8 protein-coding genes are annotated in these 14130 nt (G+C 47.8%); 2 read left to right on the forward strand and 6 right to left on the reverse strand.

Going from position 1 to position 14130, the window contains the following annotated elements; all coding sequences use genetic code 11:
* Window positions 1-17: 17 nt before the first annotated feature.
* The 3 genes from L6H65_RS11605 to L6H65_RS11615 are packed head-to-tail and all read right to left on the reverse strand — an operon-like array spanning window position 18 to window position 3258.
* Complete coding sequence (locus tag L6H65_RS11605; protein WP_236342261.1) at window positions 18-1121, reverse strand: primosomal protein N'; 1104 nt, start codon at window positions 1119-1121, stop codon at window positions 18-20.
* 12 nt (window positions 1122-1133) lie between these two features.
* Window positions 1134-2507, reverse strand: coding sequence for an SPFH domain-containing protein (locus L6H65_RS11610; RefSeq protein WP_236342263.1), 1374 nt, complete (start codon window positions 2505-2507; stop codon window positions 1134-1136).
* Window positions 2508-2529: 22 nt separating this feature from the next.
* Window positions 2530-3258: an ankyrin repeat domain-containing protein gene (locus tag L6H65_RS11615; RefSeq protein ID WP_236342265.1), complete on the reverse strand. Its 729-nt coding sequence runs from the start codon at window positions 3256-3258 to the stop codon at window positions 2530-2532.
* 379 nt (window positions 3259-3637) lie between these two features.
* Here L6H65_RS11615 and L6H65_RS11620 point away from each other — a divergent pair, with 379 nt between their 5' ends.
* Window positions 3638-4582: a copper amine oxidase N-terminal domain-containing protein gene (locus tag L6H65_RS11620; RefSeq protein ID WP_236342273.1), complete on the forward strand. Its 945-nt coding sequence runs from the start codon at window positions 3638-3640 to the stop codon at window positions 4580-4582.
* 162 nt (window positions 4583-4744) lie between these two features.
* Window positions 4745-5770 (forward strand): hypothetical protein, encoded by a 1026-nt coding sequence (locus tag L6H65_RS11625; RefSeq protein ID WP_236342276.1) that lies wholly within the window; start codon window positions 4745-4747, stop codon window positions 5768-5770.
* 389 nt (window positions 5771-6159) lie between these two features.
* On the opposite strand, the gene L6H65_RS11630 is transcribed toward L6H65_RS11625, so the two are convergent.
* The 3 genes from L6H65_RS11630 to L6H65_RS11640 form a co-directional block, all read right to left on the reverse strand.
* The gene (locus tag L6H65_RS11630; RefSeq protein WP_236342287.1) at window positions 6160-8763 is read right to left on the reverse strand and encodes an S-layer homology domain-containing protein; all 2604 of its coding nucleotides are present in this window, start codon (window positions 8761-8763) and stop codon (window positions 6160-6162) included.
* A gap of 219 nt (window positions 8764-8982) precedes the next feature.
* Complete coding sequence (locus tag L6H65_RS11635) at window positions 8983-9669, reverse strand: response regulator transcription factor (RefSeq protein ID WP_236342294.1); 687 nt, start codon at window positions 9667-9669, stop codon at window positions 8983-8985.
* A 708-nt stretch (window positions 9670-10377) separates the two neighbouring features.
* Window positions 10378-14130: leucine-rich repeat protein (locus L6H65_RS11640; RefSeq protein ID WP_236342296.1), on the reverse strand; the 3753-nt coding region annotated here is incomplete at its 5' end.

Genomic DNA, 14130 nt, shown 5'->3' on the forward strand with positions numbered 1-14130 from the left:
CATCTCCACATTGCTAATTAAATTTTGTATGACAACCAAACGAGAGCAGAAATGATAATAATGGCAGCAGCCGTAGCAATCGCTACTCGAAGTGCCGACAACGGCGCGGTTCCACCAACCTTTCCCGTCTGCCCGTTAACGGCAAATTGATACAGCTTACCCTTGTATTTAAAGGAAGAGAGCCAAATCGGCAACATCAAATATTTGTACATAATATCGGAATGTGAGACCGCAAGCTTGACGTCCTTCACATGGTTGCTCGAATGCTTACGTTCGATATCACTCGTCACCCGCGAGACCAGATGGTCGTGAATTTCCTTCTGTGCTTGCTTCCATCCATCCTCGATGCCTACACTATAACGCTCCGCCACATAGCCTGCCAAATACTGCTTATCGTAGACTTTCGATTTTGTCTGGTCGAACGGACGAATTTTACTAAGCATTCGCTCATCATGCCTAGTTGTCGCCAACACCAGGTGGTCATCAATGAATTCCTGATAAAAACCTTGCGTAACATACCAGTCCGTGACCGTCTTATCTTTGCCGTCGGCTCCTTTGACGACTCGATCCTTACCGTATTTGGCGGTATAGCGCGAAGCTGTTTTGCTGTCGAACGTCCAATGCGGCAAATAAACGCCTCGGAAACTATCGGGTCTTGTATTTTCTTTTGCCGCCCGAGGCGTAAACCAACGCCGCTTCAGCCATGCGCCAAACTTGTCCGCTGCCTGATTGGTCGTTATTCCGAACGGAATTACACCGTTCGGAGATAATGCGTTGTCGATAGTTGCCTCCATTAGCTGATTGGAGTCGCAATACGGACAAACATCAGCAATTTGTAATGAATCATAGATAGATTCGCCAGCGCATGAGCCACAAATGACGGATTTTTTATCGGTACCCCAATCATATCCGTTAAGATTGGCTGCCTCACTAAAATCCATCTCCTGTACGATCTGCTCCTCCCCATCCGCAGGATCGGCAATATCGCTCTCGAATTCGCAATAAGGACATTTCAAATTGCGAGTGGCAGGATTAAACTGAAAGGACCCTCCACATGACGGACACTCTGCCTCTTCACTTCTTGCTTGCGTAATTTCTAATTCAGCCGCTTCAGATGACATAGTTCCGCTCCCCTAAATCTTATCATTATCGTCAAAGGGATCTCCGCATTCCGGACAGAACTTAGGAGGATTTCGCTTATCTGCCGGCTCCCAGCCGCATTTGTCGCAAGCATAGGTCGGAATTCCCTCAGGCTTAGCCTTGCCGCATTCCTGGCAGAAGCGCCCCTTGTTGACACTGCCGCAGCCGCATGCCCAGCCGTCTGCCGGTTTGGCCGTACCGCATTCGGAGCAGAAGGAACCCGTATTGGAAGCGCCGCAGCTGCAGTTCCAGCCAGAGTGGGCGGGCTGACTCGCCGGCGCCGCTTGAGACGGCTGTTGCGCGGCTTGTGGCTGCTGGGGGGCTTGCTGTCCGAATTGCTGTGTTGGCTGCGATTGGGCGCCAGCCATGTTAAACAGTTGAGCGGCTTGCATGCCTCCGGCCTGCTGAGCCATATTGAGGCCTGCGAAGGCTGCGAACGCGCCGGCGTTCGCATTGTTTGCCGCGCCGACCATCGCATCGCCTTGCGCGCTGACAAGATGGGCGCCGGCCATTCCGGGGTTCCTCATAATAGCCGTCCGCTGCAGTTGCTTGATCATCGCTTCGTCTTCTTCATTGGCTTTGACGCTGCTGACGCCGAAAGAGATGATCTTGATCCCGCGAATATCCATCCACTTCATCCCGAGCACTTGATTAAGCGCATCGGCAAGCTCCATCGTATGTCCCGGCAAGGCACTGTAACGAATACCCATCGCAGAAATTTTGGCTAGCGCAGGTTGCAGCGCCGTCATTAACTCCGATTTGAGCTGGCTGTCGATTTGGTTTCTTCTAAATTCATCCTCTACATTCCCGGTCACATTCGTGTAGAACTTGAGCGGATCGGCAATCGCATAGGAATATTCACCGTGACAACGAATGGAGATGTCGATATCAAGACCGATGTTTTGATCGATGACACGAAATGGAACCGGTGCAGGAGTTCCGTATTTATTTCCCACAATCTCTTTTTTATTGAAGTAATAAACCCGCTGATCTTTGCCCGCCTCGCCGCCGAACGTGAACCGCTTGCCGATCTGCTTGAACGTATCGACAATATTGGACATCAGATCGCCGTAGAACAGGCTGGGCTCCGTCGACATGTCGTAGACGTATTCGCCCGGCTCGGCGCAGAAGTCAACGATTTTGCCTTGCTCCAGTATGATCATACACTGTCCTTCATTGATGGCGATGATAGAACCGTTGCTAATAATGTTGGAGTCTCCCTTGTTATTGGAGCCGCGTCTCGATTCTCGCTTGACTCCCTTGGTCACGAGTACATCCGAAGACATCGATTCGCAATAAAAAAACTCTCTCCATTGATCAGCCATTACGCCGCCCGCAGCGCCTACAATCGCTTTAATTAATCCCACGATCCGTTCACCCTTTCGTTTGTTACTCCAATGATTTCTTAATCAATTCCACAATCTCCGTAAAACCGTAATTTTCAGCGATCTGCATCGCATTCACCGTCTCTCCATTATCCAAATACTCCAAATTCGGGAAAGCGCCATGGTCGAGAAGCAATTTGACGATATCCGAATAATTGAACCTCGTGGCTGCGATGAGCGGATAGTAGTCGTCGTTATCGCCGCCTCCGATGTTAGGATCGGCGCCGTTCTCGAGCAGGAATCGAACCATGTCGACTGAATTGTATTCCGTAAAAGTCAGAAGCGGTGTGTAACTACCGGCATTTACGATATTGATATCCGCGCCGTGGTCAAGCAGAAGCTTAGCCATGTCCGTACTGTTTTTTTGCATCGCTTTATGAAGAGCGCCGAAGCCGTTGTCATCCAATGCGTCGACGTTCACGCCGGCTTCGAGATAATCCTCTACAACTTCTATCTCATTGAAGGTTACCTCGTTCAGAAACCCGTCGGTGTCCTCCGGGTCGACATCTACGCTTCCGCCGCTCACTTCAAGACTGAGCTCTAGCTTGGCGTTGTCGTCTGCTTCGCCGGCGGGAGACTGATTATTCAAAGCGCCTTCCTTAGCAGCAGTGTCTTCGGATGCCTGCGGGCTTGGCGAGGCTACCGGCGTACTGCTTGCCGGCGTCTCCTTTCCTCCGCAAGCCGTCAGCAGCATAAACGTACATACAGCGATAAATAGTGCTCTTTTTCTCATAATGGTTTTCTCCTCAATTGAAACAAAATAATGTTGCTTTTTTAATCGTACAAGCCATCCAATTCATATTTATCATAAAGACGATTCATATTTTATCATCATTATATATATAAATCAATATATTATATCAATATATAAGAGGCATAACGATAGGCTTTTCGAGGCTCATTTAAGTTTTAATCTTGAAATATATTGACTTTCTAATAAGGTCTTGTATAATTCACTCATGGTTTGTATAGATAAAATTTTTCGTTTTATCTATTTTGTATTCTATTTCGGAGGGGTGAATCGGAGGGTATTCATTATCTTGGGGAGTTTCTGAGTAGAAGTACTGCAATTTCTGTTTCTATTGAATAGAAATGATTACGGAGGAGAACTTATGAAGAAATTTGCGGCATTGTTGTTAGCGCTCTTGCTATTAATTCCGGCCTCTATGGGAAGTGCGGCCAGTATTTATCCCGATCCTGGCATTAAGGTGTTTCTCAACGGCAAACGATTGTCTTTTGATATAGATCCCGTTCAAACCAAAGGGACGACTCTAGTGCAATTTACGACCATTTTTAAAGCATTGGGATTAAGTTATGCTTGGGATCAGGCCACAAAAACGATTAACGGTTATAATGATAAACTAGCGCTTAGCCTCACGATTAATGAAAAAATCACAAACGTAAACGGCTATAACATGGAGTTGAGTGTCGCTCCGATGGCCTATAACGGAAAAACGTTAGTTCCGCTGCGGTTCATAAGCGAAACGACAGGGATGAAAGTATCGTGGCAAGCATCCACTAAAACCATTACGATTGAAAGCGATCCGAATGGGAAAATCATTCAAAAGACGGATGCATCTCCCTACTTGAAAGGAATGAGTTGGGGGAATACCTCTAAAACGGTTGAGAGCAAGATGGGAGGAAAAGCAGTTCATCCCTACGGCGACATATCAACTTATAACAATGTGAAGTTTATGGGATATGATTCCGAACTGAATTTCTCGTATATCTATGACGAACTGTCGGGCATTTCCTATTACCAAGGGAAAAGCGGATTGAAAGACAATTATTTTACGGTATATGGGGATATCTATGAAGGACTGCAGGAAGTTTTCGGCGTTCCGAACGAGCACGTTATTTTGGCTGAGGGCATCGAAGTGGACTGGGATATTCCACAGCAATTGCTCATGCAGGGGGTCGAGGACGGTGATTATAACATTATTGCGAGTTGGAATCTACCTCATCTAACCATTACTTTGATACTCTACAAGGCGGATAATGGCAAAATTTTGATCGAGACTTCATTTTATGAACCTTATAAGGATTCCGAACTCTAACTACGAATACTTGTAAGCCATTTGGAAAAGCAACAGAACCAAGTGGCTTTTCTTTTTTTATCTACATAAACGTCATAACACGCGCATCTCTTCTTCGGTATTAATAGGCATCAAGTTAATTTGCAATATTGTTCACGGAAACTGGGAATGAGAGGGAAAAGTATGAAAAAAATGAAGGTGTCGGTTGTCGTACTCTGTTGCTTCATGATTGTATCTGCGTGTACAAACGACAATGCTGCTTTACAAGCTCCATCGACCAGCCCCAACATCGATCAAACAGCTCCAAGCGCAACCCCTTCGACCGGGCAGTCGATCTCCAGTCCTAAGGGAAATAATAAGAATGAAACAGAAGTGGGGGATATTGCCGAGAATAAAGCTGAAGCGGAGGAGATGACCGGGCAGCCGGCATTTCAATTGCTTGAAGAAGCCCTCATAAACACGATATCAACGGAAAGTGTAATGTTCCATACTTCGGTTACTAATGAGATTACAACATCTCAATCTGCTAATGAGGACGAAGCGACTGAATTAAATCAGCAGTATAAGTATGAGTTTGAAGGAACGATGATGCGGGAGCCCGATCACACCTATATTCGAACGACAATCAATAATTTAACCTATGAGTCGAAATCCGATGATCCATTTTATACGAACATCTTGGATGAGTATGAAAGAACGGATGACAATTATGTGCTAGGCGATGAGTTGCTATCGCATTCTAATGAGGGAGAAGACGTGTGGCTTAAGACTACTCTTGGTGAAGCGATTCAAACCATCGAATATATGGAACAACTCATCGCGTTTTTTATGCGTTATCCCGACCAATTATCTCTGTCCGAACATGAAGGTAAGACTTCGATTGACTTAACGCTTTCCAAGGAACAATTTGCAAATGATGTCGCAATATTAAGCTCTACCATTTATAATGGTACATTCGAACAGGAGAAGTATAGAAATATGCTGGAGATTTCTCCCCAGGAGCTCCAATATCAATATGTGTCGATCCTATTGGATGACACGAACCATGTTTCGGGTTATTTTGTGTCTTATGGCATGGATGATACAGAAGGTATGAGGGTATCCAATTTAATGATGGTTGATTTTACGGCACATAATGCGGCTGCTCCAATAACGATACCCGAAGGACTTGTCGAGAATGCCCGAGTAACTGAAGCTTACATGGACTGAACAGTGGGCATTGGGAATATTGAAAAACATGGGATGCTCCCCCAAACAATATCGTCAGTACAGCAATTTATCGGTCTGATTTACTTTTATAGAGAAAGCATTCTCTTAAGGTTTCTCTGAGGAACCAGCGGGAATGCTTTTTTTGCCTGCCGTAGAGCGATGAACCTTGTTATCTCCGCGCACATCACGAATTCCTGTAAATGTGAACACACGGATGTACACTTTCGCTTGTTTAAGCATGTACAAAATCACTCGTCATCTCCTGAGATATTTTTTGAACAAAAAGCCACAGTCCTCCTCGGTACCCAAGCACCGTCAAGGAAAGTGGCTGATGTAATATGTTAGATTAACTTAGACTGCTGAAGAAGTCTCTGGATGATCACCGCTACTTACGCAAGCGAATCCAACAACGTCTTCAACTGTGGGTTAAGCTCCAGCACATTCAAGATGATCTGCAACGCTTCTGCACGTGTGGCATTGCTCTTGGGATCGAATCTTCCATCCCCTTTACCGCTAACGATACCTGCCTGCGCTACTGCTTTGATCTCGCTAGCTGCATAAGAACCATTCAGATCTTTGAAATTGCCTTTTGCCCGGTCCTTCACCAAGTCGTTAAGGTTTACAATGCGGGACAGCATGACAACCATTTCTTCACGTGTTATCGTTTGATCCGGCTTGAACATACCGTCCGCGTAGCCATTGATTACCCCTGCAGCTACAAGGTTCTCAATCGCTTCTTTCGCCCAGCTGTCACCAATGTCCTTCAATACAATACTCGTATTGCTGCCACCTTGGATATTGAACGCGCGATTCAGAATCGCTGCAAACTCAGCGCGTGTGATAGGACTGTTCGGCCTAGCCGTACCATCTTCGTAGCCATTAATCAGTTGCAATTTGATGAAAACATCGATCGTCTTTTCAGCCCAGTGCCCTTGCGTGTCAGCAAAATCAATTGTAGCGTTTGCTTCCTTCGCTTCCGCTACTTTGGATTCAATCGTCTTTACTAAATTGGCTTCATTAACAATGCTGCTGTTAAATACATCAACCGTGGGCTGTGGAGTAGCAGGCGTCGGTGCCGGATCAGGTGTCGTTTTAGGTGTCGTATCCGTTGAAGATGGCGTCGATGTATCACTGCTGCTGGACGGCTTTCTCGGCGTTACGGAATTAGAGACGTCGGAAGCCACGCTGCTGCCCGCGCTATTGACAGCTTCCACCGTAAACGTATACGTTACTCCGTTGGATAGTCCTGTTACCGTGATCGGGCTCTCCGTCCCTGTTACGGTTATAGTTCCCGGCATAGCCGTAACCTTGTAGTAAGTAATGTCGCTTCCGCCATTCGCCGGGGCAGTGAAGCTGACCGTTGCTTGTCCATTGCCAGCTACCGCGGTTACGCCCGTTGGAGCCGATGGAACCGTTCGCGGCGTTGCGCTCACTTCATTGGACGCAGTACTGTCTCCTCCCGGGTTCGTCGCTTTGATGACAAAATAGTACGTTGTGCCGTTCGTTAATCCTGTTACATCATAGCCGTATACCGAATCGGTTACCGAAACTTCCTCTGATCCATAAGCGCCAGAGGTCGTGCTTTTGAATATTTTGTACCCCGTGGAACCGATCACCGGATCCCACGTTAGGCTTATTCGGACATCTCCCGGTGTAGCAGGCCCCAGTACCGGTACTCCAGGCGCTGCAACCTGCGGCGTTGCGCTCTTCTCGTTCGACTCGTTGTCTCCGACGTCGTTCTCGGCTTTCACCTTGAAGTAATACGTCGCGCCGTTCGTCAATCCCGACCACTCGTACTCGTATACGTTTGCCGCTACTGTGCGTTCTTCCGCCCCGTTATAGTTGCCTGCCGTCTCGCTTTTGTATACTTTGTAAACATTCGCGCCGCTTGACGGCGTCCAGGTCAACGTAACTTTGCTGTCGGATTCCGAAGCTCCAAGAAGCTCGGGCGTACCCGGCACGTTCTTCACAGTGAGCTGCGCAGCGTTCGACGTGTCGGTTTGCCCGTCGCCGGTAGCGACCACGACGCGATACTGGCGTCCCGACATATCGCCGGTTACCGCCGACAGATTCAACGTCGCTCCGTTCTGACCCGCCATGTTCGTGAAGCCTTCCCCCGTATCCTCCTGCCATTGATAGGTAAGGCTCCCGCCTGTCGCCGTCACGCCGAAGCTTGCGCCGTCGCCTTCTTTGGCGAGTTTGTTCTGCGGATGACTGGTAATCGACAGATGCTGGTACACGGCCTGCGTCACCGTAAATGTTGCTCCCGCCGCCATCCTGTCGGCTGATACGGTGACCGTCGCCGTATACGTGCCCGGCGTAAGGCCATCCTTTGCTTTGACGGTGAAGGAAGCGGCTGCCCCTACGGTATTCAACATATCCGGCTGCGGCTGCGTCAAAACGAAATCGTTCGCGTCCGTGCCGCTGAGCTGCGCTTGCAAATTGGCAAGATTGCCGCTGCCAGTGCGTATCGTATCAATCGGTATCGTTTCCTGAGAACCGGAATCATACCCTTCGATCAGCGGGCTCAACATCTGGTTGGCAATGGGCGCTACCGTATATCCGAGAACCGTGATCGTTTTGTCGAACGTATCATAGCTCGTCGCATCGATGCCATTCAACTGATACACCGTGTTTTCCCGGTTTATGGTGATGGGGTATACGCCCTGCACGGCATCTTCCTCTATTTTTAAGTTCAAATCGCGGAAATAGCGTTCCTGATTGCCGTCTTGAACCCAATTTTCTCCCCAGCTTACGAAGGAAAAAGTGGTGCCAAACCCGTCAAGGTCTACAGAAGGATTGGCTTCCCACGCTTCACTCACCGTGTTCATGTCTACATAAAGTTTGACCGTGATCGTATCTCCGGGGCTTCCCGTTATGTCGCTGACGAAGCCTATCTTTCCCCTGCCAGCCGCTTCACTGACAGGTACTCCGGCCGTGAAAGCCAGGCAAACAACTAAAATGGATAATAGGATGCTTCTGATCTGTCTCAACTGCTTCTCCTCCATTACGATTGGGCGTTCACAACTAAAGCAAGACTGCACAAGTTGCGACTACTTTCGACACCATTCCACACCGCTGTTTCAAAATAGGGATCCCTAAAAGTGAATGCTGTTGCATTCGTAGCACCTGACGAAAAAGTGATACTAAATACCACAGAAATTCTATTTTACCATGGTGGATTAGCCTACTTGTGAAACTTAAAGAAAACTTTAAGTTCGCTCTTGCAACGCACTTCTGGCAACCAGCATATATCCGGCCCCCCGAATCGTAATGATTCTCTCAGAATTGACTGGGTCAGCCTCGATTTTTTTGCGTAAATTACTGATGTGTACAGCGACTGTTCTTGTATCCTCCAGACTCTCCATTCCCCAGATGAGCTGAAACAACGCATCACTACTAACGACACGATTAACGTTTTGTGCCATATAGGACAGTAGACTGAACTCTTTTTTCGATAAAAAGATGGGTTCACTACCCATATTGACGGACTGTGCGTAGAAATCCAGCGTCAAACCCGGTAACTCCAGCAGTTGTTCCCTTCTGCCCGTCGACACTCTGCGAAGATGAGCCTTAATCTTGGCCATGAGTACACTCGGACTGAACGGCTTGGTCACATAATCGTCGCCGCCATAGGATAACGCGCTGATTTTCACCTCGTCTTCCTCACGGCTGCTCAGAAACACGATCGGCGCATTCGTGTAGCTGCGTGCGTTCCTGCACCAATCAATGCCGTTTTCATTAGCCAGCAATACATCCAGTACAATCAAATCCGGCTCGAACGATGCAAGCAGCTTCATGGCTTCTGTCCCGCTATGACTGTAGGTGGAGATGAAGCCCTCCCGCTCACAATACGCCTGAACGATTTCACATATATGGGGATCGTCATCCACGATCATAATTTTGTGTGTAACTATCTATCATCACCTTCCTTCTTCTCAAATCGACAGGCTATTGTAATTTGATTCCTATTTTAGCATGGAAGATCGGACTAGTTATGAAATGTAAAGGAACCTTTAAGATTTTGCTTCATGCGCGAACTTAAAGTTTTTATTACATTTCGTTTTGGAATACTTTCCCGTGTCAGGGGACTTTATGAAAATAAGCATGTTACGTTTGTTATTAGCGTGTGGCGATATTAGAGTCGCGATAGATGATCAGAGTGAGATCGATCATATTGTGACGTACAGCAACACGACACTTACATCGACAATAGCAGATAATACACACCAATCAAAGGAAAATACACCCAACATAGATGACGGTCTGCGCAAAAATAATAAATAGGCTTCTCACAAAGTTCGAATTGAACTCGTGAGAAGCCTATTTTTATTTCGATATGATCAATCCGAGTTTCTCCGAAGAGAAACCCATGCCCCATATGACTTCACAGCCTAGATTACCGTCTGGAGCGTTTTGTGCTCCATCGGCGATGAATTCTACCGCTGAATCGCGGTCGCTCCTCCTCGATCTACATCGAAGAAGAATTCATGGAATACATCACATCATGCCGCCCATGGGCAGATGGTGAGCATGAAATTATTCAAGTGTAGGTTCTGTATGCCGGAGCATAAGGTATTGGGGTTCCATCTGCCACAACGCCATTGTCAATCCAAGAATTCGATCATAACCATTAATCGGTGCAGCATGACAGCTGCTTGTGCACGTGTTGCCGATTCAGCCGGCGCTAGCAGGTCTGTACTCATACCTTGAATGAGTTTACTAGCGACAGCTTCCGACATCGCAGCCCGAGCCCAAGCTGACACTTCCGAAGCATCAGTAAACGAAGTGAGCGAATTTGGGATCTGCTCGATAGAATTGAATTCCTCTTTCACGAGTGCATGCGCATTCATGAGCATTAATGCGATTTGCTCCCGCGTAATCTGTGCCTCCGGTGCAAAATGTGTTGAACTGATCCCATTCACTAATCCAGCCCTGAAGGCTGCTTCAACTTCGGTGGAATACCAAGAAGTGATAGCTACATCCTTGAATACATCTCCCGCACCAGTACGATCAGTCTTAATCCCCAGTGCACGCACCAGTAATGATGCAAATTCAGCACGAGTAATGTTGCGATTCGGTGCATAGTCATTGATCGTTATCCCTCTGACAATTCGTTTGGATCCTAGTTTCTCAACCTCGGACTCCGCCCAATGTCCTTGCATGTCAGCGAATTCGATCCGATCCGTTTCCACTACCGCATAGATACTATTATGCGGCATCTGTATGACTGCATCTTGTTGACCATTGCTTTGGCGAGCCATAGCCGCTGGTACATACGTAAATGTTCGATCATCTGGGTCGTATAGGACGGCCATGTAATTTCGATTGGCGAATTGTTCGTCCAGCACGATCGACTTGGTCATATACGTGCCGCCAAAATCGGTTATCTCAAACCATTCATCGCCACCTGATACAAACAATTGAAATTCAATCACTTGGCTGAGCAATGTCATCCCTTGCTCGTCCGCAGCTAGTATGAAATCTTCCTTAGTCTCGCCAGTTAAGGCTGAAATTTTAATAATCACATTCAATTCGTCAACAGCAATACCTAATCGTGTGGCCAGTTGTTCTAAATCCAGTACGTTTACTTTCAATTGAAAACTGGATCCGTTCAGTTGCATGTCGAACTCGACATTCGGATTAATAGCCCACAATTCTGCCAGCCGTTTACCTGGTAGATGCAATTCTGCATCGGGCAGATGGTCATCAATGACGACTCGTATCACAGGACGATCATCATCCAGTAGCTTGGGAATTTCATCCCACACAACATCAGGCAGATTCACAACTTCTTTAACCCCGCCGTTGTCCTTCGGCAACTCCTTGATATCTCGTGGAGCCACCTCTATAATGATGACGCCAGGACCAATCGATATGATTGTACGAGGATCGGAATCTTCAGGCGAGTCCGGCGGTGTAGAGTTGCCTGAAGATGTACTTCGTGCAATGTTGCTGATTGCGATCGTTTCGACCGCTTCGTTGCCGGCATTATCTCTTGCATAGACGGTATAAGTGCCATTCGCTGTTACCGTAAATTCATTTCCTACAATGGCTTCCCCACCAGTTGTGAAGAACGCCGTTCCCTCATTGCCTGCTGCCCGTTTCAACTCGTTGATTCCACTGCCTGCATCAGCTGCGTCTACAGTCACTGTGACATTCCCATTCGTTGAAATTGTTGGACTCGCTGTCAAATCAATCGTGGGCACGTTGCGGTCAATGTTGCTGATTGTGATCGTCTCAACCGCTTCATTGCCGGCATTGTCCCTTGCATAGACGGTGTAAGTACCATTCGAAGTTACGGTAAATTCATTACCGACAATTGCTTCCCCGCCAGTCGTGAAGAACACTGTTCCTTCATTACCTGCTGCCCATTTCAACACGCTGATTCCACTATCGGCATAGGTAGCCACGGTTACAGTGACAATCCCATTCGTTGAACTTGTCGGACTCCCTGTCAAATCGATCGTGGGCACGTTGCGGTCAATGTTGCTGATTGCGATCGTTTCGACCGCTTCATTGCCGGCATTATCTCTTGCATAGACGGTATAAGTACCATTCGCTGTTACCGTAAATTCATTTCCTGCAATGGCTTCCCCACCAGTTGTGAAGAACGTCGTTCCATCATTGCCCGCTGCCCATTTCAACTCGCTGATCCCACTACTTGCATAGGTAGCCACGGTTACAGTGACATTCCCATTCGTCGGTGTTATCGGATTAGCTGTCAGGTTAATCGTGGGTCCGACGCGATCAATGTTCGTCACATCGATTGTCTCAACCGCTTCGTTGCCTGCCTCGTCTCGCGCATAAACGGTATACATTCCGTTAGCAGTTGCGTCGAATGAGCCACCTGTGAGCACCTGTCCTCCCGTTGCGAAGAACGCGGCAACTTGGCTGCCTGCAGCCCATTTCACGCTGTCAATGGCGCTGCCCGTACCATCCGTGCCGACTGTTACGGTAACATTCCCCTTCGTCGGTGTTGTCGGGTTAGCTGTCAAATCAATAGATGGGCTAGTATGATCAACCTTAAATACTACTGTATATTGTTCTGTAGAGTTGTCTGGAGCTTCCACATCCAAGGTAATTGTCACCGTTCCTTCGGCAAGTCCGATGGATGGGGAGTCCGACCCGTACGGCACCAGCGCATGATTGACTTGCACTTCCGAGAACGGGACAACAGGAGTTGGAGTCACGATGACGGCATTCGCATTTGTCGTCAGGTTGAAGGTGCGTTCCACCGGATTGAATGTCAACCCGGGTATGCTAAGTTCCAGGTCTGCGAGCTCTGCCGTGATTTGTTGGAAATGGAGACCGTTCGTCGATGCGAAAGTCTGTGAAGTTGATGAATCTTCACTATATAGTGTTAAGCTGGATGAGCCGCCATTAAAGATATTGTTACCATTAAATGTAACAGCCGGATTAAGGACCAAAACATCCGAAAGTTGAGGATTGTTAACAAACGCCGCTGGTTCAATTGTCGTCACACTTTCCGGAATCACCAGCAATTCCAGTTGATTGATCTTGAAAGCATCAACACCGATCGTCGTGAGACTACTGGGGAGGGTCAAACTAGTCAGATTGTTGGATTGAAACGCCCCTTGTTCAATCGTCGTCACGCCGACTGGAATCGTCAGAGCGGTTAGTTGATTGTCCCTGAAAGCATCAATCCCGATCGTCGTGAGACTATTGGGGAGGGTCAAGCTCATCAGATTGTTGGATTGAAACGCCGCTAGTCCAATTGTCGTCAGACTATCCGGAATCACCAGCGATTCCAGTTGATTGCCCTTGAAAGCTTGAGATCCGATCGTTATGAGGCTGCTAGGGAGGGTCAAATTAGTCAGTTGGTTCGCTTGAAACGCGGCTAGCCCGATCGTCGTCACACCATCCGGAATCGTTAGCGAGGACAGTGGATTGCCCTTGAAAGCGTACGGTCCGATCGTCGTGAGACTATTGGGGAGGGTCAAGCTCGTCAGAGTGTTGTCTAGAAACGCCCCTTCTTCAATCGTCGTCACGCCGACTGGAATCGTCAGCGAGGACAGTGGATTGTTCCTGAAAGCATCAACTCCGATCGTTGTGAGGCTGCTAGGGAGGGTCAAACTAGTCAGTTGGTTCGCTTGAAACGCCCCTAGCCCGATCGTCGTCACACTATCCGGAATCGTTAGCGAGGACAGTTGATTGCCCTTGAAAGCGTGCGGTCCGATCGTCGTGAGACTATTGGGGAGGGTCAAGTTCGTCAGATTGTTGTCTAGAAACGCCCCTTCTTCAATCGTCGTCACGCCGACTGGAATCGTCAGCGAGGACAGTGGATTGTTCCTGAAAGCATCAACTCCGATCGTTGTGAGGCTGCTAGGGAGGGTCAA

The sequence above is a fragment of the Paenibacillus plantiphilus genome, assembly GCF_927798095.1.
GTDB classification, from domain to species: domain Bacteria; phylum Bacillota; class Bacilli; order Paenibacillales; family Paenibacillaceae; genus Paenibacillus_Z; species Paenibacillus_Z plantiphilus.

Bases quoted from the DNA above. Each gene is read 5' to 3' on its own strand.
- L6H65_RS11620 (WP_236342273.1), top strand. From the start codon at position 3,638: ATGAAGAAATTTGCGGCATTGTTGTTAGCGCTCTTGCTATTAATTCCG.
- L6H65_RS11635 (WP_236342294.1), bottom strand. From the start codon at position 9,669: ATGATCGTGGATGACGATCCCCATATATGTGAAATCGTTCAGGCGTAT.
- L6H65_RS11605 (WP_236342261.1), bottom strand. From the start codon at position 1,121: ATGTCATCTGAAGCGGCTGAATTAGAAATTACGCAAGCAAGAAGTGAA.
- L6H65_RS11625 (WP_236342276.1), top strand. From the start codon at position 4,745: ATGAAAAAAATGAAGGTGTCGGTTGTCGTACTCTGTTGCTTCATGATT.
- L6H65_RS11615 (WP_236342265.1), bottom strand. From the start codon at position 3,258: ATGAGAAAAAGAGCACTATTTATCGCTGTATGTACGTTTATGCTGCTG.